This window comes from Chryseobacillus diguaensis (genome assembly GCF_049220665.1).
GTDB lineage: Bacteria > Bacillota > Bacilli > Bacillales > Bacillaceae > Metabacillus_B.
In genome coordinates this window covers 1-21,739 of sequence record NZ_JBMKNV010000012.1, presented here as the reverse complement: position 1 = coordinate 21,739, position 21,739 = coordinate 1, and the positions used below count along the sequence as shown (strand labels likewise).

The window sequence follows — 21,739 nt, the reverse complement described above, 5'->3', positions numbered from 1 at the left end:
TCATCAGTTTTATAGACTTTGTAAACGCAAATAGCTTTTATCAAAGGGATAGATACGCTGAAGTGATGAATCAGTAAAGAATGTCAAACAATATAAGACAGAAAATAAAAAGGGATAGGTAAGCCAGAATTATTTCTGCTTAATCTATCCCTTTTGTTCAACTATGACCTCATTTACATCAACAATATGAAATATTTACTGCAACAATTCATGAAGTTGCAGTTAAACCAAGCACCCGTTCGCGTAAGAAGAGGATGAAATCAATTTTCTCATGGAAGTTTAATTAAAAAAATACTATTTACGGATAATAATATCTTATGATAGAGTAAAAAGAGTAAACATCGGATGTTTGGAGGTTTGTGATGGATGTTAAAAAAACAAGCCGTTTATCACTTGTTGAACAAGTGACTGGGCAAATTAATGAATTAATAAAGTCTGGACAGTGGGCTGTAGGATACCGCCTTCCCCCTGAGCCTCTTTTGTCAGAGGAGCTTGGTGTGAGCCGCAATACTTTGAGAGAAGCCATCCGGGCACTCGTGCATTCCGGACTAATCGTAACAAAACCAGGAGATGGGACTTATGTCATATCTTCCAGTGTTTTAGGAGTGGCAATTAAAAGGCGCTTGGAGGAATCTACGCTGCTTGAAACATTGGAGGTGCGAAATGCTCTGGAAAGGGAAACAGCGGCTTTAGCAGCATTAAGGCGCACAAAAAGCGAGATGCAAAGAATTCAATCCTATCTCACCGTTTGTGAAAAAGCCGCCAAAGCAAACGATCTCGAATCGTATGTTGAAGCAGACATGGCGCTGCATAAATCAATTGCCGAAGCTGCGCATAATCCTCTTTTTTTAGAACTATATGAACATGTAACTGAGTATGTTCATATGTCTATTGGCAATATGATTGCCCTTTATGAGCAGCTGCCTCATCGTAAACTCGTTCAAGCAATCCACGAAAAAAATTCCATATTAGCTGCCTCTGCAGTCGATGAGTACATTGAAGAATTTAGAAAAATAATTAAATCTACAATGGAGGAGTAAAGGTGAAAACAGCAAGAAGCAATAATGATTTACAGATTGATCAAGAAGCCCCTATAGCCGGGACGCTACTGCTTATAGTAGGTATTATATTTATTGCAACAAACTTAAGGTCTCCCTTAACCTCTGTAGGTCCCCTGACGGGAACACTTCGAGAACATTTAGGAATATCCAACTTAGTGATTGGATTAATAACAACCATTCCATTATTAGCGTTTGCCCTATTCTCATCTCTAGCACCAAAACTTTCTCGTCAAATAGGAGCAGAACGTTTGCTTTTTGTTTCCTTGATTATTCTTACAGCTGGAATTGCGGTTCGTTCCATGGCTGGGGAAGCAACACTGTTTATGGGAACCATATTGATCGGGATCTCGATATCAGTGTGCAATGTCTTGATTCCAAGTTTAATTAAACGCGACTTCGGTCAAAAAGTAGGACTAATGACCGGGATTTTTTCAGTTTCTATGAATCTATGCGGTGCGATTGCCTCTGGAATCAGTATTCCGCTGGCAGATGGCATGCATTTTGGATGGCACGGCGCGATGGGTGTATGGGGCCTGCTTTCTCTTGTTTCCATTTTCCTCTGGCTCCCGCAAGTGAGAAAAATGCAGTCAAATCAAACGAGTGCTGTTTCAGAAACTAGTGAGAGGGAGACAAACATTTGGAAATCCCCGCTTGCATGGTATGTAACATTTTTTATGGGGTTTCAATCCCTGATTTTTTACGTAACTGTAACATGGCTCCCTGAAATTTTGGTTGATCAGGGATTTGGCATGGAAAGCTCCGGATGGATGCTCTCTTTCATGCAATTGGCTGTTTTGCCTTTTACTTTTATCGTTCCTATTTTGGCTGATCGCCTAAAAAATCAGAAGATTTTAGTCATTATCACTGCCCTGCTGTTCCTTTTGGGAATGTTAGGACTGCTATATGGAGGCAGAGGGCTTGCCTTAATTTCTGTTATCTTAATTGGAGTTGGAGTTGGCAGCAGCTTTAGTCTTGCCATGATGTTCTTCAGTCTTCGGACAAAAACGGCCAAGCAATCCGCAGGACTATCTGGGATGGCGCAATCGGTAGGTTATCTTTTGGCTGCTGCAGGACCTACATTATTTGGAATTCTTCATACAATGACAAAAAATTGGACAGCTCCTATTTATATGATTATCATTAGTGCCATTTTTCTTCTTATCACTGGGCTTAAAGCGGGAAGTAATAAATTTATTGATGAAAAATAACAACTCAGGCATACTTTCCCTTCCTTTTATTACCTGTATATAATTTGTTTTCCTTGAAATGCAGCATTACTTTTATGATTTTTACAAACAGATAATGAATGACTGTATTAGCTATGTATAAAAGGAAATATAGAGAAAATTCCCCACAATAATGAATGGTGGAATATTAATAAGTTATTGAATACAGCATTAGAAAAAAAATCTTAAAGAAATATTAAATAAAGTCGTGTGGAACTACATCCCAGATAGTCCTACACGCTTTTTATTTAAGGCTCTTTTCTTAAACTTTGTTGTTTTTTCATCCATTTAAGTGAACATAGAGCAAGAATACAGTTGCAAATTTTAAGAAAAGATGCCACGAAGCGTATCACTATGCGTGGTCTATGACTATACGAATAGCAACAATCTTTGCGAAAACAGCCTTATTTAATTATTGATAGACAATTACACAAAAAACAATATGAATAAATATAACTGATAAAACTTTCATACAAGTACTTAATTATTTTATTTTTGGCTTTGTTAAATATTATGGTTGTTTTTCAGGTATTAAATATGGGAACGTCCGATTTGGACGTTCCCGTTCTTATTCCATTAAAGCCCCATATAAATGGAATAACTGTAAAGCTAATGAAGCTTTTTTAAAAGCTGCCTTTCCCTGCCCAAGCTCCTTGCATTTTACTCAGGGATACAATTTGGCCAATATGATATGCGTCGTGCAATGCTAAACTCTTCAGTTCAAGCACTAATGATCTTTCTCCAGGGATCTGTCTATACAAATCTTCATGTTCTGATTTTGCTAGTATTTTTTCAAGTTCACGATGAACATAAAAGTATTCTTGTTTTGTTTCCTTCCAATTTTGAAACGTCTCAGTTGGTAATCGAAATGTAGATTCATTATCTTCTGCCTGGGGTTCATTCGCTGTTTCTCCAAGAAATCGCATCAGAAGTCTCTTTTTATAGAAAAGTAAATGACAAACTAATTCCCAAATGGAATTCATTGCCCCCTCAACTGGTTTCCAAATTGCCTGTTCAAAAGTAATTTCATCTAGCACTTTTTCAAGTGGTGGAAACCAGTCTTCTTCATCTAAGCAGCTTGCCCATTGTTGTAACAAAAGTGTCTTTACATCCATTTTTATTCCCTCCAATTTAATCCCTTTAATAGATAATCCCTTTGGTCAAAATTCATTCGCGGCGTGTTGTAGATAGCTCACTAATTAAGGTGTCATGCCAATTCCTTAAACTTCTTTCAACATTCAGCTACAGTAAAATTCCGGTAAAATTGAAGATCATCGACTGAGCTTCAATTTTTGCCCCCATAGTCAGCTACTTCTCCATATTATTCTTTTTGTTCATGTTTAGAGCTATATATAAAAGTAAACCAAACGCACCTTCCTTAAAATATTTGTTTTTAGATGAATGATGGACAATTTCTCTTGTAACACATTTTTATTCCTTCTGCGCCCGTTCTGCTATTAGAAAATAATAACTCTTTCTTCCCAAAGGCCCTTTTATAGACTTCATTTCCTAATTCCTCTTCATCGTAAACATATTTAATTTCAATTTTTTCTTTGGTTTATTCTCTTTAGGAGGATTAATCACACCTCGTGGACGTTTACTGCTACCTTGTATCCACCATTCACTTATTTGTTGGGGCTCAATTCATGCGCCCAATTGTTGAATATCTTAACTACTTTTTCTTATTGAAACAACGCACCCCTATTTTAAGTGATAGCGTTCACAAAATGATATATAAAAAGCCGATCTCCACATTTGGAAAATCGGCCATATTGATGTATGAGTGGCGTTGGATCTATCATTTGTAAGTATGCACCATCGATAAAGATGGCTTCAACTTTTTGTCCCAATGGAAAGATTGTAAGACACCGCTCTGGTAACCACTGGAGCGGTGCTACTGATTAAATCTGGAAGTATTCACTAATTATAATATTTTGATATACCCTTCTGTTCCATGCACCCTAATTCGTTGCCCATCTTTTATCAGTTTGGTGGCATTTTCCACCCCGACAACAGCTGGTAAGCCATATTCACGTGCGATAACTGCTCCATGGGTCATCAGTCCACCAACTTCGGTAACTAGGCCTTTTATGGATACAAACAATGGTGTCCAGCTAGGATCAGTAAAGGAGGTGACTAATATATCTCCCTCTTCTAAATTGGCATCTTCCATGTTTAAGATGACACGAGCGCGTCCCTCTATAACTCCTGAAGAAACAGGTAGACCAACAATCGCTTCGGCTGGGAAATTTTCTCGGTTGTATTTACCTGCAATGATTTCACCATCAGACGTGATCACACGTGGGGGAGTTAGTTTTTCATATAATTTGTACTCGTCTTTTCGTTTGCTGATGATCTGGTAATCCAGTTTATTTGTGCGTAAGACTTCGCGAAGTTCTTCAAAAGTAAGATAGTATATATCTTCTTTTTCATGAATAACATTGGTTAGTACGAGTTGTTCGGCTTCTTTCAGTAATGCCTGCTTATAAACAAAGTAACGATTGATCATGCCGTATTTTGGATATTCACGATAACCAATGAAATTCCGGATGATGCTAATCATTCGTTTTGTCTCGTTGGCTTTTTGTTTACCATTCGGCAATTGCTTCAATCGATCTAATAACTCTTGTTCTTTTTTCAAGGCTTCCTGTCGCCCTTGCTCAAATTTCTGTTTGCCAGCATTCGGCTCAAAGTTTTTGATATTCATGAGAATCAATGGGACAAGTGTAGTTGGTTTTTCACTCCAACGACTTCTGGTAATATCGATTTCTCCGGCACATCTCATTCCGTATTTGTCGAGATAAGCATAGATCGCGTCTCGGGTTTTTTGTCCACCTTCAAACTTAACCAGTTCATCCAAAAAGTTATCATCTTTTACATGTTGTAAATAATCAATTACTTTTGGATAAGGACGAATCACATCTGCGACATCCAATAATGCTAGACCCATTTCCGAAGTAATATTGTTTGGTACCGATTGAGAAAGCATGTCTGCTGCGTTTTTTTCACCTAGCCACTCGTTCATTTTTTCATTGATCCATGTTGAAGCATTTATAGCAGCCATAAATACAGCTGAACTTTGTGGGTCAAATAAAATCTTCCTTAATTCCTGAATATCTTCTAGAATAAAATCAAATAAATTTATTCCTGATTTCGTTTGGATGTTTTGTTTTAACTCTTCTATGGATGTTTGACTACGCTTAATCAAATCAGAAACGATTGATGGATTGTTTTCGATTTGTGCCAGCATATCTGTATTGCCTCTTTTGGGACTCGGTGCTTTATTATCATTTGGTAACGATTTTATATAATCTCCACGCCCAATGGTGTTGATAAGTGCGTCTTTCATGAGCGGATCGTGTTGTCCCATAGCATTTAATAAAATGTTTCTACTGACAGGTGAAGCCAGTTGATGTGTGACATCAACAAATAACCTTCCGCCAGCTTTACGCATGGGTGCAGGAGTCGTTAACAGGAAAAACGACAATCCCAATGGTTTCATGGGATCAGTCATCATTTGTTGATGACCGACAGATACATAGACGTGATTTTCTTGATCATCGGCTTCTGGAATGGGGTATAACGTAGTAATGGGGCGACTTTGAACGATATAAAATGTCTCATCAACCAAGCACCATTCGATGTCTTGTGGGCAACCAAAATAAGCTTCAATCTGTCTTCCAATGCGTGCCAGTTGTAAAATTTGTTGTTCAGTAAGTGTTTGAGTCTTTTGCTGATCAGGATCAATCTGCTGTGTCTCTGTTCCGCCTTCTTTTCGTCCAAAGATAGCCAATTTTTTGGCTGCGATCATCTTATCGACGATTTTATCTTCCTGTACTTTATAACAATCGGCAGATACCAAGCCAGAGACCAGTGCTTCTCCAAGCCCAAAACTGGCATCGATTGATAGTAACTTTCGGTTAGAGGTAATCGGATCAGCGGTAAATAAAATTCCTGAAGCCTGTGGGAAAACCATCCTTTGAACGATAACGGATAAATAAACTTGACTGTGATCAAATTCATTTTGCATACGGTAGATTACCGCGCGATCCGTAAATAGGGAAGCCCAACATTGGCTGATATGCTGCAAGATTGCTTCTTTACCGATGATATTTAAATAGGTGTCTTGCTGACCAGCAAAAGAGGCATGTGGTAAATCTTCAGCGGTCGCACTAGAACGCAATGCATAAGCATGTTCCTCGCCAAACTGGGAGAGATAGTGAGTAACTGCCTTCACAACATCGGAAGGAATTTCTACTTCCATAATGATTTGTCGAATCTTCCTGCTGATTTCACCAATTTGATCTCGATTTTCTACTTTTAACATTGTTAGTCGATCCAACAAAGCATGATACGTTTCATTTTGTTCGATGGCTTTTTGATATCCCACTGTTGTAACACAAAATCCTTCTGGTACTTGTATTCCTTGAATTTTTGATAATTCCCCTAAATTCAACCCTTTTCCGCCAACGAGCAAAAGCTGTGTTTTTTCTATTTCCTGAAAACCGAGAGCCAAAGAACTCATTCAACATCTCTCCCTAACCATTAATGTTCTATTGATTTTACTAGTAATAAATAGGAATAAACAGTCTATATTGACCATTTTTTATATGCTATAATTAAGATAGGAAGAGTACAAAAAAATAGCCAGACCTTACCCTACAGTAAACTGATGCCCCGGTTCATCCCCTCGAAAACAGCTCATATACCTTTTAACTAACCCACAATATGATTAAAATCAATTTTTTTCCATTTAATCTGTTTATTTTCCCAAAAACACCTTATATTAATATGAGATTTCAAGCTCTTATTAAACTCCCTCGATAACTAAGAAAAACCTCTTAAATACTCATGTATTCGCAGGATCTCACCCATACCGGTATCCAATTTTATTAAGAGTTATTATTTCAAAAGGGACCATAAATGGAAAAAGCACTGCCCTTTTTCAAGGATAGCGCCCCATTACTTCTTCCAATATTTATTACTTTTTTACAATAGTTTGTTCCACTATAATTGATAGCAATAAATAACGACTGCTGTTATAAGAATGCCCCTACATTTATAACCTTACAACGACTTCTGCCCCGTCCTTATCTTTCACTTCAACGATTGTTAATCCACGACATCGTTTGATTTCTCTCAATAAATGCCTAAATGCTTTACGATCAATTGACATGGGACTAAACGACTTTGCATTTTCCTCTACGTTCTTTTGGAGAAACGTACTGTTTACAAATTTCCAAAGTAAAGGTGAAGATGCAATCCAACCACCGGCATGTAAAAGGGTATACGGCAAAGGAACCGTGAATTCCGTCTTGCCTTTAAGCTTCACTTTAACTTTTAACATGGCGATCACTCAATGACAACGGAGACTTTTTCGCCCTTTTTACTTTCGACATCGACAATTTGACCTGACAATTCGTTTTCAATTGATTTTAAAATCAAGTCCACGTCAAGAACATCGATATCTTTTACGTACTTAGCGGATTCAGGTATTGCTGTAGCAATGCTAAGACCTGTTTTTAAGGCAACTTTGATTAGTCGTAATGGCAAGTTTACGTTTACTTTATCGCCTTCTTCTGACATAACGCGAATTTTTAACATTTTATCCAGGTAGTTCGAACCTTTAATCGTAGCTGGAGTCGAATCTTTTTCCTTTAATGCCTGAATTAGTTCACTAGCCTCATCTGAATCAAGCTTTCCTTCTTGAACCATTGTAAGTACCTTCGTAATTTCTTCTTTCATCATCTAGTTTCTCCTTTAATTTCTCTTTAGTATTTTTAATGCTTCATCAGGTGAGATTTCTCCTTTTTCAAGCATGTCAATTACTTTCTTATCATCTACATCGCTTTTCTTTTCGGCGAACCCAAGTGCAGAAACAATTTCGTTTAACTTCCCCCGTACAGTTGGATAGGAAACCCCCAATTCTTTTTCAACTTCTTTAATATTTCCGCGGCTTTTAAGGAAGATTTCGATAAAAAATAGCTGTTCTTGACCAAGAGTTGCAAACTTGGATAGTTCAAATTCATTTTCAATTGTTGTATGACAATGCGTACACTGTAACTTTGTAATCTTTAACACTTCGCTGCAAACAGGGCAATTTGTGATAACTTGGTAAGCCATATCCTTCTCCTCTCTTAATGTTATTAACATCATATTTCATATATTCAATAAAGTAAATGTATTTAATTGATTTTTTTAATAATCAAATCAAAATAATTAATTAACCTAAAAGCGTTAATTTGAAAATGAAACACTGATTGAACAAAATTTAAAGTTAACCCCAAATCGGGTGGGGTACCGTCAGTAAAATGCTGATTTACAACGTTAAGGAAATTACGATATTAAAAAGCCCAATTTCCCATTATTAAAATTGAGAAAATAGGCTTTTTTCATTGCTCCTTTAAATGGCCCTTTCATGGATTAACATGTCTGCTGTATTTAACAACTTTATTTGTAATGAAACATCTTTATTGTCATTCAACAAAAAAACTGGATAGCCATTTTGACTATCCAGCCTCGCTTATTTTTCTTCCGGAGATAGTATTTGTCTGCCATGTATAATCTTCAATTAATGATCGCTAGCCTCTAATAAAGAAATCGACCCTATTGAAGCAGTAATATTGAATGAAGTTTATTTTTTTGTCAGAAGGAAATGATAGAGATAAAAATTGAAAGGAGAATTTAAGTGGAAACGAGTATGAGCGTTGAACAGGTTAAGAACCATATCTCTGAACTAATTCAAAAAGAAGGACAGTCACTTCGTAAGAAGCAAGTTAAGAAGTTGAATCCAGAGTTGTTGAAAAATGCATTATATTACTTTCCAAGTTGGGAAACGGCAATAAAAAAGAGTATTGAGAATTGAATCTTAACCTTAAACTGTACATAAGTCTTTTTATTTTCTCAGATTGATGTATAATCCGTAGTTTTTGTGAATATAAAAAAAGCATCGATTAAACCACATAAGTTGTCTAACTTGATAGAGCAATTTCTGTGAATTTTATTTATAGATAATCGGTAGATTTTTTTAGTTCTTTTTAGTTTTTTCACGAATCCTTCTTTCGTCCATAAGCTAAATATGAGTTGGCGGCAGGAAAATGTACAACGTTAAATATAAAAACCCAAATTCCTCTTTATTAAAGTTGAGAAATTAGGCTCTTTTTCGTTACTACATTAAAGTGCCCGATAAGCGAAACTTAGTGAAGACCAATGATATGATATAACAAAAAGAAGTACCAAAAAAGCCTATTTCAAATAAGACATTTCTCCGATTTATTTTACAATGAATATCGAAGTTGTAAACTAGTGGAACAAGCTAATGAGAGCTATTGGAGTTTGCTTGCGGATCCCAATTAGTATATTTTAACAGGAGGAATTATTACAATGCCGCATCTTTTTTCACCGCTTACCATTAAAGACGTCACCCTTCGGAACAGAATTGGTGTTTCACCTATGTGCCAATATAGTGCGGAAGATGGGATGCCGAATGATTGGCATTTGGTTCATTTGGGTTCCCGTGCAGTGGGAGGGGCAGGACTTGTTATTGCAGAGGCTACTGCCGTGGAACCTAGAGGACGAATATCCCCTGAAGATTTGGGAATATACACGGACAAGCATGTTGAAGCGTTCCAGAAAATTACGAGTTTCATTAAGGAACAAGGAGCGGTTCCAGGAGTTCAGCTTGCACATGCCGGAAGAAAGGCATCCACTTACTCCCCCTGGAAGCAAAGAGATAACGGGGCAACCGTTTCTGATGAAAACGGGGGATGGGAGGTTGTAGGACCAAGTGCCACTCCATTCGCGGAAGATTATCGAAGCCCGAAGGAACTGACGTTAGAAGAAATCAAGGACATCCAAGAGTCATTTCGCCAAGCGACAATCAGGGCACGCGAGGCCGGTTTCCAATGGGTCGAATTCCACGGCGCCCATGGGTATTTGGCCCATAGCTTCTATTCTCCCCTTTCCAACAAGCGGACGGATGAGTATGGAGGAAGCTATGAAAACCGGATTCGGTTTGTCATCGAAACCGTGCGTTTGATGAAACAGGAATGGCCTGATAATCTCCCATTCGCTGTGCGTTTGTCCTGCACTGATTGGGTGGAAGACGGCTGGACAATCAAGGATTCAGTTGAACTCTCCAAGCGTTTAAAAGACGAAGGCGTTGACATTATTGATTGCAGTTCTGGAGGGAATACAAAATCTGCACCGATTCCGGTTGGAGCCGGTTATCAAAATCCTTTTGCTGAGGAAATCCGGAAATCTGCTGATATTCCTACAGCAGCTGTTGGATTGATCACACAGCCCATGCAAGCAGATGAACTCATTCGCAACGAGAAAGCGGATGTTGTGCTTCTCGCCAGGGAAATGCTGCGGGACCCTTATTGGCCGCTTAGGGCTGCACAAGTTGTTCATCAGAAGGATTACTTGGCTGTTCCCCCGCAATATGAGCGCGGCTGGATTTAAGAAATAGGAAGCTGGCCCGTCTTAGCGGGCCAGCTTTTTCAAAGGGAGCGGGAGATATGTGGATATTGTTGATCCTGTTTGCCTTTTTAGCAGGGATTTCTAATACCCTTATGAATCAAATTGGATTTCCTTCCTAAAGAAAACCTTCTGTTGTTCAATAATACCAGCTAATAGGAGGTCAAGTTTTAATCTAAAATATAGTTAAATACTGTTATACTAATGTTTGAGACATACTTAATAACCCTCTTTTAGAACATGGTTATTATTACTTTTAACTTATTGGTTTTTCTAACAATTTTATTACGTTCACCTAAGGTTAACATTTTGTTTACCTCCATTTATAAAAAAAGACCCGATGAATAAATCATCGGGTCTCAAAAATTGTAGTTCCAGAGTTTTTTTACTGGTTCCCCTTTTTTTTAAACCTTATTCCACAGTTACACTCTTAGCAAGGTTACGTGGCTTATCAACGTCACAGCCTCTGTGCAATGCTGCAAAATAGCTGATCAATTGAAGTGGGATAACCGCTGCAAGTGGTGATAGTGTTGGATGAACAGCTGGAAGGACGAAACGGTCGTCTTCTTGTTCCATGCCTTTCATTGAGATGATGCATGGGTTGGCACCGCGGGCTGTTACTTCTTTTACGTTTCCGCGAATGCTCAAGTTAACATGCTCTTGCGTAGCAAGGGCGATAATAGGTGTTCCTTGTTCGATTAAAGCAATCGTACCATGCTTCAATTCTCCGCCTGCAAATCCTTCTGCTTGAATGTAAGAGATCTCTTTCAGTTTAAGAGCTCCTTCAAGTACTACATAGTAGTCAACAGAACGGCCGATGAAGAAGGCGTTGCGTGTTGTAGAAAGGTATTCGCGTGCAATGTATTCCATTTCTTCTTTTTGGTCGCAAAGGGCTTCCATTGCAGTTGCAACGATACCAAGCTCTTTTACAAGGTTGATTTCAGAAACAAGTCCTTTTGCTTCAGCTGTAACAGCAGCAAGTATAGAAAGAACAGCAAGCTGAGCTGTGTATGCTTTTGTTGAAGCAACGGCAATTTCAGGACCTGCATGCAAAAGCAGTGTGTAGTCAGCTTCACGTGAAAGTGTAGAACCCGGTACGTTTGTTACAGTCAGGGCTTTGTGGCCAAGTTCTTTCACTTGTACAAGTACAGCACGGCTATCAGCTGTTTCACCGCTTTGTGAGATGAAGATAAAGAGCGGATTTTCAGAAAGAATCGGCATGTTGTAAGAGAATTCACTTGCTACATGTACTTCTACTGGCGTTTTTGCCCAAGTTTCGATGAACTGTTTTCCTACAAGACCTGCATGGTAGCTTGTTCCGCAAGCTATAATATATACACGGTCTGCTTCATGCAAAGCATTTACGATTGCTGGATCAACTGTCAGCTCATCGGAATCGTTTTGATATTTTTGAATGATTTTACGCAAAACAAGCGGCTGCTCGTCGATTTCTTTCAACATGTAGTGAGGATATGTTCCTTTTTCAATATCGCTTGCATCAAGTTCTGCTTTGTAAGGAGCGCGTTCAATGACTTCTCCAGCAAGATTTTTAATGACCACCGCTTCGCGTGTAACAAGTACAATTTCTTTGTCCATAAGCTCAACATACTGGTCTGTTACTTGAAGCATTGCCATCGCATCAGAAGCAACAACATTAAAGCCATTTCCAAGTCCAACAAGCAATGGGCTTTTGTTTTTAGCTACATAAATTGTATCCGGATCTTGGTTATCCAAAAGACCGATCGCATAAGAACCTTTCAATACAGTTAAAGCTGCACGAAATGCTTCTTCTACTTCTCTTCCTTGATTGACGAACTTCTCAATCACTTGAACAACAACTTCTGTATCTGTTTCACTTTTCAGCTCAACATCTTGAAGGTATTCGCGTTTTAATTGGATATAGTTTTCAATAACGCCGTTGTGAACCAAAGTAAAACGTTCAGATGTACTTTGGTGCGGATGAGCATTCAGAGTGCTTGGCACCCCATGTGTCGCCCAGCGTGTGTGACCGATTCCAGCTGTAGCAAAAATGTCATTGTTAACAATTTCACGTAGCTCGGCAATCCGGCCCTTCTCTTTGAAAACATGTACATCTTTTCCATCTGACACTGCGATACCTGCTGAGTCGTAACCGCGATACTCAAGTTTTTCAAGGCCTTTCAGCAAGATCTCTTTTGAATCGTTTTGTCCAATATATCCTACAATTCCGCACATAGTTATAGTTCCTCCCAAGTATCATGCACCGGGGACAGGAAGACCGATAATCGGGGACCTTCTGCCGTCCCCTCACACATGTTTGTTTTTTTAAGTGTCGATTGATGTTCTTCCCTTTGTGCGAAAAGTTGCCTTCTCGTTTTAAGGAAGTACTTGCGGCTGTATTCGTCCAGCCGGGAGGTATCCGCCGAAAATTCGATAATCCTCCTCCTCGTCAACTCAGGATCCCATTCCGTTCGGATCCAAGTTCAGGCGCTTTATGAAACGTTAATTCCTCTATCCTCCTCTCTATTTTTAAGTAGAGTGAAATACAAGGTTTATCTTACAATACATCGCAGAAATTCGTCAATCGTAATATTTCCTTACACATCCAGGATTTCACTCTGCCTTCATATTATATGCGTTGGACAGGCTGCCCGTTATACATATTGTTTTAAAAGGTACAAGATGTTTTTTTCCCTATTTTCATCCCGGTTAAACCTTTATAGCGAAGACTTCTTTAGTGAAGTAATGCAATAATGCTTCGCAAGGGAAAATACGCCTGATCTTTTCTCAAGCTTTTTTTAAAAAAATAGGTTAAAAAGAGCAGACAAAAGTGGTAAAGAAAGAGCGGGATTTATGCCCCGCTCCTGCCCTTCACTTCTTTATTCAATACCCATTTCTTCTTTTACTACAGCTGCAATACGCTCAACATACTGACGGCATTGCTCTTCTGTCCGCGCCTCCGCCATTACCCTTACTAGCGGCTCCGTTCCGGAAGGTCTGACCAGGATTCGGCCATCGCCGTTCATTTCTTTCTCAACACCAGCAATAACGGCTTTTACTTTTTCATTTTCTGTTACATTATATTTATCTGTTACTCTAACATTTACCAATATTTGCGGAAATTTCTTCATTTCGCCAGCAAGCTCAGAAAGCGTTTTGCCTGTTACCTTCATAATATTTACCAGCTGAATGGCTGTAAGAAGGCCATCGCCTGTCGTATTGTAATCCAGGAAGATAATATGGCCTGATTGTTCGCCGCCAAGGTTATACTGTTTCTGTTTCATCTCTTCCACTACATAGCGGTCGCCGACTGCAGTCTGAACACTTTTTATTCCAGCTGCTTCAAGGCCTTTATAAAAGCCCAGATTGCTCATGATTGTAGAAACGACAGTATCTTGATTCAGCTGACCTTGTTCTTTAAGGTATTTTGCGCATATGTACATAATTTGATCGCCATCAACAATATTTCCTTTTTCATTTACTGCAATCAGACGGTCGCCGTCGCCATCAAAGGCAAGACCAACATCAGCGCCTTTTTCTTTAAGGAACGCTGCCATTGCTTCTGGGTGAGTTGAGCCCACTCCGTCATTGATGTTTAATCCGTTTGGAGAAGTTCCCATAGTTGAAACATCTGCCTCAAGATCTGCAAACAGATGTGTTGCAAGTGCAGAAGTAGCACCATGAGCGCAATCAAGCGCCACGTGAAGTCCTGCAAAGTCTTCATCCACTGTCTGTTTAAGAAATTGAAGATATTTCTGTCCGCCCTCAAAATAGTCATTTACCTGTCCTAAGTCTGTTCCAACAGGTCTTGGAAGCTGATCATCTGTTTGGTCCATCAAAGCTTCAATTTCAAGCTCCTGATCATCAGATAATTTAAAACCGTCCGGCCCAAAGAATTTGATTCCATTGTCCTGTACTGGATTATGAGAAGCTGAAATCATAACACCTGCTTGAGCGCCAAGTGCTTTTGTCAAATAAGATACTCCCGGTGTGGAAATGACACCAAGACGCATAACTTCCGCACCAATCGACAATAGACCCGCTACAAGCGCACCTTCAAGCATATGGCCTGATACGCGAGTATCCCGTCCGATTAATACTTTTGGCCTGTCTTTATCCTTAGTAAGCACATATCCGCCGCAGCGTCCGATTTTAAATGCCAGTTCAGGCGTCAGCTCACTGTTTGCCACTCCTCGTACACCATCTGTTCCAAAATACTTGCCCATGTTAGAATCGCTCCTTTTATCTGTTCATCAAGATTGTGAAGAATCTGTCTGCAGTTGTGATGATATTCGAATTTTCGCTTCTTCCTGTGGAAGTTTCCAGGCTGCATTCTTTGGTCCTGATGCATTGATTTTAACAGTATGATCCCCGTCGTCGAGACCTGATACATCTATTGAAAGAGCAAAGTCGGAAGATGATACCTTATTCAGCTCTGCTGAAGTCCCTGTCACAGTGACATCCAAAGCATCAACGGATGGAGTGAGAAATTCAATTTGTTTCGTATTATCCATTCCTGTTGTTTTAATCGGTATCCCTTTTAAAACTTTTGTCTCCTGCTTGTCTGCACTTGCAGGCACATCAGCCTTCTGCTTATCCACATTTACTTTTACCTGTATTTGTTTCGGATAGACTTCCTTAATACCCTCCGGCACCGGTACATCCAGATTGATGGTTGAGTCATCTTTAATTTTACTAATATCAAGTCTGATATCATCAATCTTTGTGAGGGAATTTAATACATCCTCAGGTCCATAAGCTGTTATCTCTTTTGGATCTACCTGAATGTCTTTTATTGTAATCCCGTCTTGAGGAGTACCAGTTTGAATTACATTAACAGGAAGCTGCTTGCCTGGACTTGAGATTGGTACCGTGATCGAAACTCCTGAAGGAGAAATTTTAGAAACAGGCAATATGTTGCCTCTTCTGTCATACAGCGTAACATCTGAATTTTGAGAAATATCGTTGTTGGCACCCTGCAAATTAACTCTCGCTTTTGCTTCTGCAATGCTTTCAACGACTCTTTCAGGCCCTGTAACCTCTACTGTTTTCGGATTAACAACCGGTGTTCCCGCTTTATATCCTGAAGCGATTTGATTCGAGTTAACAAAATCAACCTTTACTGGAAATGATTTTGTTATTTTTCTTTCAATCGAAACAGTCGCAGTTGAAGGGCTCATATCCATTTTGATGTTGCTGTTCAAATTGCGGTACTTCAATTTTATTTTATGGTTTCCCGGTTTGAGACCTTCAAGATCTGCATATACTTCAAAGTCCTTTTGCACAGATGCTTTTGTCACATCACTTAATGGACCATTGAGTGTTACGGCTATTTCGTCAGGAAGACCATAAACAATATAATTCTCATTATCAAAGTAGGCTTTGACAGGCACGCTGTCGACTACTTTAGTTATATTGCCTGATGTATCATTGGTAGAAGTAGAAGTGGTACTTTCCTGATTTGTCTGAGATTGCTTACTCGGTCCGATAAGCGGATTCGAATTTTCCGGTACAGAAATGTACAAAAGAAGCGCCAGAAACAAAGCAATAATCCGAACAAACCAATTATTATTAATCCACTTATCCATTTCTCTTCCTCCTCCATTGCCAGCGGTTTGAGGAAGTGCTGCCGGATTCATCCGTGAGTAATTCTTTTAATGCCGCTTCATCCAGTTCTCTATGTAACTCACCATTTCTTGCCAGTGAAACATTCCCCGTTTCCTCGGAAACGACAATTGTTACACTATCCGTATCTTCACTTATTCCGACTGCAGCACGATGTCGCGTTCCAAGCTCTTTTGAAATAAAAGGGCTTTCTGAAAGAGGCAGATAGCATGCAGCTGCAGCAACCTGTCCTTTTTGCAAAATGACTGCTCCATCATGTAATGGTGTATTCGGAATAAAAATGTTGATCAGCAATTCCGATGAAATCGTTGCATTCATTGGTATACCAGTTTCAATGTAATCACTTAACCCGGTATCCCTTTCAATCGTCATCAGGGCGCCGATTCTGCGTTTAGCCATGTAAGATGTCGCTTTTACAATAGCATCAACGGTTTTTTGCTGCTCTTCCTCTTGAGGAAGCCCATTTCGGGAAAAGATACTCCCCCTGCCAAGCTGTTCCAATGCTCTCCGGAGTTCGGGCTGGAAAATGATAATGATAGCCAAAAAACCCCATGTTATAGCTTGGTCCATTAACCAACTCAAGGTTTTCAATCCAAGACTAGAACTAAGGAACTTTACGAGAACGATCACCGTAATCCCTTTTAAAAGCTGAACGGCTTTGGTCCCTCGTATAACCATGATCAGTTTATAAATAACGAACCAAACCAGGAGAATATCAACGGCATTGACGAGGTAATGAAGTATTGGATTCGCCTCAAATACTGCTGCCATTCTCGTTCCTCCATAAGTTCAGATAAAAATTCATTTGTCACCAACTACCCCATTATAGCACATTTTTTTTAAAGAATAGAAATGAGTAAAAGGCCTCTGAATTAGAAGGCCTTCCGGCTTAGCTGAATGCTCCGGCAACTTCGAGTCCGAAAGACTTAATCCGGTACCAGAGCCATTCAAACAGCGCGTTTACTTTTTCCATCTTTCCAGTTACACGTCCAGCTGATGCTTTATATTCTTCACCATTTATGACGGTTACATTCCCATCAACCGTGCCTTCAATCCTTAAAGTACCGTTTTTTACCATTACGTCCCCTCTTACAACCTCATTTTTAGGAACGATTACGGTATTGTCTCTTACCACCAGATTATGCTGATTGCTTACACTGAATTGATGGTCACTGGACCAGGCCGAAATAAGGCTTGCAGCCATAAAAAACAGAAACAGAGATGCTGCTGATAAAATCGGATGATTTCTAAACCATATCCCTGCTTTGAACCTCTTCTCTTCTGGCAGCCTATTCATCACAGCTGCAGTAAAGTGCTCAGAAGAAGCAAAGGTCATAGCCTCTTTTAAAAGCATATCGGTCCTGTTCAGTTCCTGAAAATGCCTGGAGCAGGCATTGCAGCTTCCGAGATGCTCTTTAAGTTCATTCTCCTCATCTGAAGTGATCTCTTTATCCAGATATTTATGCATAAGCAGCACGATGTTTTCAGGACAATTCATTATTCTTCACCTCAATCATAAACGCCTCAGCCTTTTCCTTAATGCTTCCCTGCCGCGATGAATTCTTGTCTTCACAGTACCTACAGGGATATTGAGTATTTCACTGATTTCATTTAATGAAAGTTCATCCAAATACTTCAGAATCACAACACTTCTGTATTTTTCGGGAAGTTCTAGAATTCCCCTGTGGATCGTCCTCTGCAGCTCCATTGATTCCACTTCTTCTTCAGGAAGTGCCACATCAGCGGCCACCTGAGAATACATTGTTAAGCCCTCTGTCCCGGCTATCTCCTGATCGAGATAATAATCGGGTTTATTCTTTCTGAGGCGGTCAATCGATAAATTGGTCGCTATACGGTAAAGCCAGGTAGAAAACTTCTTTTCCATCTTAAAGGTATGAAGATTAATATATGCTTTAATAAAAGCTTCCTGTGCCATATCCTCTGCTTCATGCACATTGCCAAGCATACGGAAGCAGAGCTGAAAGATTCTATCCTTATAAAGGTTCACAATCTCGGCAAAAGCGTTCTTGTCACCCTTTTTCACTTGCAAAATTCTTGCTTTCACTAAGGTTTCCATTTCATCTGCCCTCATCTCTTAGCGGGTCTGCTTGTATACGAACTTATTCAATAAAAAGTTTCAAAAATATAGATGATATCATTTTAACAAATAATGGTTTGGTTTGGAGACGGAAATTATTACTCCTTTGTGAAGGAATGGAAGGATAATTCTGGAATAAAAAAAGGCCAGTATAACCTTGGCCTTTTCAAATTTCATTATAGCAATTTTTCACCAAATAATGAGCCCATCAATGCAACAGCTACGGTTGCTGTCTTGTTTCGCTCATCAAGAATCGGATTTACCTCAACAAACTCTGCTGACGTAATCATATTGGCTTCAGCAAGCATCTCCATTGCCAGGTGACTTTCTCTATAGCTGATGCCACCGATAACAGGTGTACCGACTCCAGGTGCATCCAGCGGATCCAATCCATCAAGATCCAGTGAGAGATGAACACCATCTGTTTTATCTTTTAAATAGCTAATCGTTTCTTCTATAACAGCTGCCATTCCCATGCGGTCAATTTCATGCATGGTGAAAACTTTAATTCCATGCTCCTTAATAAGCTCACGTTCTCCTTCATCAAGAGACCTCGCGCCGATGATCACAACATTCTCCGGCCTGATCTTCGGACTGCTTCCTGCAATTCCTGTTAAAGAAGAATCACCTAATCCAAGGCTTACGGCAAGCGGCATGCCATGAATATTTCCTGAAGGTGATGTTTCCTCTGTGTTTAAATCTCCATGAGCGTCATACCAGATCACTCCAAGATTTTCATAATGCTTTGAAACCCCCGCAAGAGTACCTATCGCAATACTATGATCACCGCCGAAAACGAGCGGAAAAGATCCTGAGGAAATGACCTCATCTACTTTGGATGCAAGCTGCTCACTTGCCTCTGCGACCGCTTTCAAATTTTTCAACTTGTGATTAGGCTCATGGTTATTTCTTTCTCTCTTGCCGATTTGGATATCTCCAAGATCTTCAATCTTATAATCAAGCCTTTCTAGCAGCTCTATAATGCCAGCATACCTGATGGCACTTGGCCCCATATCAACTCCACGCCTTGTCTGGCCAAGATCCATAGGTACCCCTATGATTGAAATATTGTTAGTCATTTTAATAACCTCCTCTTCCCCTTGTAACACCATTTTACCTATTCTAATGCCTCTGACTCAACTCGACAAGAATGTGTATAATCATGCAGTGATGGCTGTAATAAAGTCATTTAGAACGGCATTTTAGCGTAAGGAGGTTTAAGGTTAGTTAGAGGTAGTGGATGAATAGTATGTTATGAAAGACTAAAACGAATTTTTCACAAAATAGTAGAGTTGACTAATCGGGATAATTAAACAGGAAAAAAGAGCCCAGAGGACTCTTTTTTAACAGACATACTTTATGGAGCCTAGCGGGATCGAACCGCTGACCTCCTGCGTGCAAAGCAGGCGCTCTCCCAGCTGAGCTAAGGCCCCGGGATGGAGCGGAAGACGGGATTCGAACCCGCGACCCCCACCTTGGCAAGGTGGTGTTCTACCACTGAACTACTTCCGCTTGGAAGCAGAGAAAATAATGCGGGTGAAGGGACTTGAACCCCCACGCCGTAAGGCGCCAGATCCTAAGTCTGGTGCGTCTGCCAATTCCGCCACACCCGCATATGAAAATGGTGAGCCATGAAGGACTCGAACCTTCGACCCTCTGATTAAAAGTCAGATGCTCTACCGACTGAGCTAATGGCTCTTGATTATACTACACGCAAAGTTTGGACACCCAAATCTCAGAAAGATTATTCAAGCAGCAGCTCGATTTGTGTGCTGAAGCAATTGCTTCGAAGCTTATTCGACCGTGCTCTGCCGACTGAGCTAATGGCTCTTAAATGGCTGGGCTAGCTGGATTCGAACCAGCGCATGACGGAGTCAAAGTCCGTTGCCTTACCGCTTGGCTATAGCCCACTATACAGAATACAATGTTCAACTCTATATAACATGTCCAAATTCTCATTATATAAACAAAAGATAAACATATAAAGAATAAGTTTATCCAGATTAAGTATTAAAATGGTGGAGGGGGGCAGATTCGAACTGCCGAACCCGAAGGAGCGGATTTACAGTCCGCCGCGTTTAGCCACTTCGCTACCCCTCCGTATGAAAAACAGTGCCGGCAAGAGGACTTGAACCCCCAACCTACTGATTACAAGTCAGTTGCTCTACCAATTGAGCTACACCGGCAATTTAAGAAAGTCAACAATACCGTTCCTGCTTGATAATCCTGATCTCAGGAAGTTTAGTCAAGAAGCTTCTCGATCAGTACGCTGAAGTGATTTCAGGAAGGCTATTAGATCGTGCTCTACCAATTGAGCTACACCGGCATATAATGTAGTGTTACAGTATGTAAAAAATGGTGGAGGATGACGGGATCGAACCGCCGACCCTCTGCTTGTAAGGCAGATGCTCTCCCAGCTGAGCTAATCCTCCATATGTTACGGCTTTTGATAAGCGGCGCATTTCATTGTCATCCCCGGTGTTCGCTCCCTCGATTCCTAGAACTGCTTGCTTCTCAAAACCCTAATTCTCTAATTGTTGTTTAGTAGAGTTACGGCTTTTGATAAGCAGCCTTTGCCGAAATACACACTTTTCAAAATCTCTTATTCATTCTATTAAAAGATAGTATGGTGACCCCTACGGGATTCGAACCCGTGTTACCGCCGTGAAAGGGCGGTGTCTTAACCGCTTGACCAAGGGGCCGTTCGTCAAAATATAAGCTTCCAACCGGGCTCGAACCGGTGACCTCTTCCTTACCATGGAAGCACTCTACCAACTGAGCTATGGAAGCAATGGCTCCGCAGGCAGGACTCGAACCTGCGACCGATCGGTTAACAGCCGATAGCTCTACCACTGAGCTACTGCGGAATAATAAAGAAATTGCCCGGCGATGTCCTACTCTCACAGGGGGAAACCCCCAACTACCATCGGCGCTGAAGAGCTTAACTTCCGTGTTCGGTATGGGAACGGGTGTGACCTCTTCGCCATCATCACCAGACAACGATCTTTTAAAAAAGAGACAAGATTTATTATAACGGGTCCAGGCAAAAAAGCAAGACCCTTTTTCAATAATAATTGTTCTCTCAAAACCAGATAACACAGTCACAAGTTTCACAGGAGAACACTTCCGTGTTCCTTCTTTTGGGTATCACATTAGGTTAAGTCCTCGATCGATTAGTATCCGTCAGCTCCACGTGTCACCACGCTTCCACCTCGGACCTATCTACCTGATCATCTTTCAGGGATCTTACTTCAAATGAATGGGAAATCTCA

At 40.2% G+C, this 21,739-nt stretch carries 16 protein-coding genes, 11 tRNA genes and 2 rRNA genes; 4 read left to right on the top strand and 25 right to left on the bottom strand.

Going from position 1 to position 21,739, the window contains the following annotated elements; all coding sequences use genetic code 11:
* Positions 1-362: 362 nt before the first annotated feature.
* Positions 363-1,040, top strand: a complete 678-nt coding sequence (locus ACOT8F_RS16415) for a FadR/GntR family transcriptional regulator (RefSeq protein ID WP_421652995.1) — start codon at positions 363-365, stop codon at positions 1,038-1,040.
* Positions 1,041-1,042: 2 nt separating this feature from the next.
* Entirely contained in the window at positions 1,043-2,269 is a 1,227-nt protein-coding gene (locus ACOT8F_RS16410) for a CynX/NimT family MFS transporter (protein WP_421652994.1), read from the top strand.
* Positions 2,270-2,910: 641 nt separating this feature from the next.
* Here the strand turns inward: ACOT8F_RS16410 and ACOT8F_RS16405 are convergent.
* The 5 genes from ACOT8F_RS16405 to ACOT8F_RS16385 all read right to left on the bottom strand — a co-directional run bounded on the left by ACOT8F_RS16405 (position 2,911) and on the right by ACOT8F_RS16385 (position 8,410).
* Positions 2,911-3,402: a DinB family protein gene (locus tag ACOT8F_RS16405; protein WP_421652993.1), complete on the bottom strand. Its 492-nt coding sequence runs from the start codon at positions 3,400-3,402 to the stop codon at positions 2,911-2,913.
* An 809-nt stretch (positions 3,403-4,211) separates the two neighbouring features.
* Positions 4,212-6,812 (bottom strand): phosphoenolpyruvate synthase, encoded by a 2,601-nt coding sequence (gene ppsA, locus ACOT8F_RS16400; RefSeq protein WP_421652992.1) that lies wholly within the window; start codon positions 6,810-6,812, stop codon positions 4,212-4,214.
* A gap of 534 nt (positions 6,813-7,346) precedes the next feature.
* Complete coding sequence (locus ACOT8F_RS16395) at positions 7,347-7,634, bottom strand: hypothetical protein (RefSeq protein ID WP_421652991.1); 288 nt, start codon at positions 7,632-7,634, stop codon at positions 7,347-7,349.
* Positions 7,635-7,639: 5 nt separating this feature from the next.
* Positions 7,640-8,032: an SHOCT-like domain-containing protein gene (locus ACOT8F_RS16390; RefSeq protein WP_421653090.1), complete on the bottom strand. Its 393-nt coding sequence runs from the start codon at positions 8,030-8,032 to the stop codon at positions 7,640-7,642.
* 15 nt (positions 8,033-8,047) lie between these two features.
* Positions 8,048-8,410 carry a DUF2089 domain-containing protein gene (locus tag ACOT8F_RS16385; RefSeq protein WP_421652990.1) on the bottom strand — a complete coding sequence of 121 codons (363 nt, stop codon included), beginning with the start codon at positions 8,408-8,410 and terminating at the stop codon, positions 8,048-8,050.
* Between the two features lie 565 nt (positions 8,411-8,975).
* Here ACOT8F_RS16385 and ACOT8F_RS16380 point away from each other — a divergent pair.
* Both ACOT8F_RS16380 and ACOT8F_RS16375 read left to right on the top strand, forming a co-directional pair.
* Positions 8,976-9,152: a hypothetical protein gene (locus ACOT8F_RS16380; protein WP_421652989.1), complete on the top strand. Its 177-nt coding sequence runs from the start codon at positions 8,976-8,978 to the stop codon at positions 9,150-9,152.
* A gap of 518 nt (positions 9,153-9,670) precedes the next feature.
* Positions 9,671-10,750 (top strand): NADH:flavin oxidoreductase/NADH oxidase, encoded by a 1,080-nt coding sequence (locus ACOT8F_RS16375; protein ID WP_421652988.1) that lies wholly within the window; start codon positions 9,671-9,673, stop codon positions 10,748-10,750.
* A gap of 426 nt (positions 10,751-11,176) precedes the next feature.
* Here ACOT8F_RS16375 and glmS read toward each other — a convergent pair whose 3' ends face one another.
* The 20 genes from glmS to ACOT8F_RS16275 all read right to left on the bottom strand — a co-directional run.
* Positions 11,177-12,979: a glutamine--fructose-6-phosphate transaminase (isomerizing) gene (gene glmS / locus ACOT8F_RS16370; RefSeq protein ID WP_421652987.1), complete on the bottom strand. Its 1,803-nt coding sequence runs from the start codon at positions 12,977-12,979 to the stop codon at positions 11,177-11,179.
* Positions 12,980-13,623: 644 nt separating this feature from the next.
* Positions 13,624-14,970: a phosphoglucosamine mutase gene (glmM, locus tag ACOT8F_RS16365; protein ID WP_421652986.1), complete on the bottom strand. Its 1,347-nt coding sequence runs from the start codon at positions 14,968-14,970 to the stop codon at positions 13,624-13,626.
* A 27-nt stretch (positions 14,971-14,997) separates the two neighbouring features.
* Positions 14,998-16,332, bottom strand: coding sequence for a CdaR family protein (locus ACOT8F_RS16360; RefSeq protein WP_421652985.1), 1,335 nt, complete (start codon positions 16,330-16,332; stop codon positions 14,998-15,000).
* Positions 16,325-17,140, bottom strand: coding sequence for a diadenylate cyclase CdaA (cdaA, locus tag ACOT8F_RS16355; RefSeq protein WP_421652984.1), 816 nt, complete (start codon positions 17,138-17,140; stop codon positions 16,325-16,327). Before cdaA ends, ACOT8F_RS16360 begins: the two co-directional genes overlap by 8 nt.
* Before the next feature lie 118 nt (positions 17,141-17,258).
* Entirely contained in the window at positions 17,259-17,867 is a 609-nt protein-coding gene (locus ACOT8F_RS16350) for a zf-HC2 domain-containing protein (protein ID WP_421652983.1), read from the bottom strand.
* Positions 17,868-17,882: 15 nt separating this feature from the next.
* A complete protein-coding gene (gene sigW / locus ACOT8F_RS16345) occupies positions 17,883-18,446 on the bottom strand; it encodes an RNA polymerase sigma factor SigW (protein WP_421652982.1) in 564 nt (187 codons plus the stop codon).
* A gap of 197 nt (positions 18,447-18,643) precedes the next feature.
* Positions 18,644-19,546, bottom strand: coding sequence for an arginase (rocF, locus tag ACOT8F_RS16340; RefSeq protein WP_421652981.1), 903 nt, complete (start codon positions 19,544-19,546; stop codon positions 18,644-18,646).
* A gap of 281 nt (positions 19,547-19,827) precedes the next feature.
* A tRNA-Ala gene (locus ACOT8F_RS16335) sits at positions 19,828-19,900 on the bottom strand.
* A 4-nt stretch (positions 19,901-19,904) separates the two neighbouring features.
* A tRNA-Gly gene (locus ACOT8F_RS16330) sits at positions 19,905-19,979 on the bottom strand.
* A 19-nt stretch (positions 19,980-19,998) separates the two neighbouring features.
* A tRNA-Leu gene (locus tag ACOT8F_RS16325) sits at positions 19,999-20,080 on the bottom strand.
* Between the two features lie 9 nt (positions 20,081-20,089).
* Positions 20,090-20,165 (bottom strand) — tRNA-Lys (locus ACOT8F_RS16320).
* A 137-nt stretch (positions 20,166-20,302) separates the two neighbouring features.
* Positions 20,303-20,377 (bottom strand) — tRNA-Gln (locus ACOT8F_RS16315).
* Positions 20,378-20,483: 106 nt separating this feature from the next.
* Positions 20,484-20,567: transfer RNA gene (locus ACOT8F_RS16310), tRNA-Tyr, on the bottom strand.
* Between the two features lie 13 nt (positions 20,568-20,580).
* Positions 20,581-20,653: transfer RNA gene (locus ACOT8F_RS16305), tRNA-Thr, on the bottom strand.
* A gap of 170 nt (positions 20,654-20,823) precedes the next feature.
* Positions 20,824-20,899, bottom strand: a tRNA-Val gene (locus ACOT8F_RS16300).
* Positions 20,900-21,094: 195 nt separating this feature from the next.
* A tRNA-Glu gene (locus tag ACOT8F_RS16295) sits at positions 21,095-21,169 on the bottom strand.
* A 15-nt stretch (positions 21,170-21,184) separates the two neighbouring features.
* A tRNA-Thr gene (locus tag ACOT8F_RS16290) sits at positions 21,185-21,257 on the bottom strand.
* Positions 21,258-21,259: 2 nt separating this feature from the next.
* Positions 21,260-21,334: transfer RNA gene (locus tag ACOT8F_RS16285), tRNA-Asn, on the bottom strand.
* 14 nt (positions 21,335-21,348) lie between these two features.
* Positions 21,349-21,464: ribosomal RNA gene (rrf, locus tag ACOT8F_RS16280) — 5S ribosomal RNA — on the bottom strand.
* Positions 21,465-21,620: 156 nt separating this feature from the next.
* A 23S ribosomal RNA gene (locus ACOT8F_RS16275) occupies positions 21,621-21,739 on the bottom strand; the annotation flags it as partial.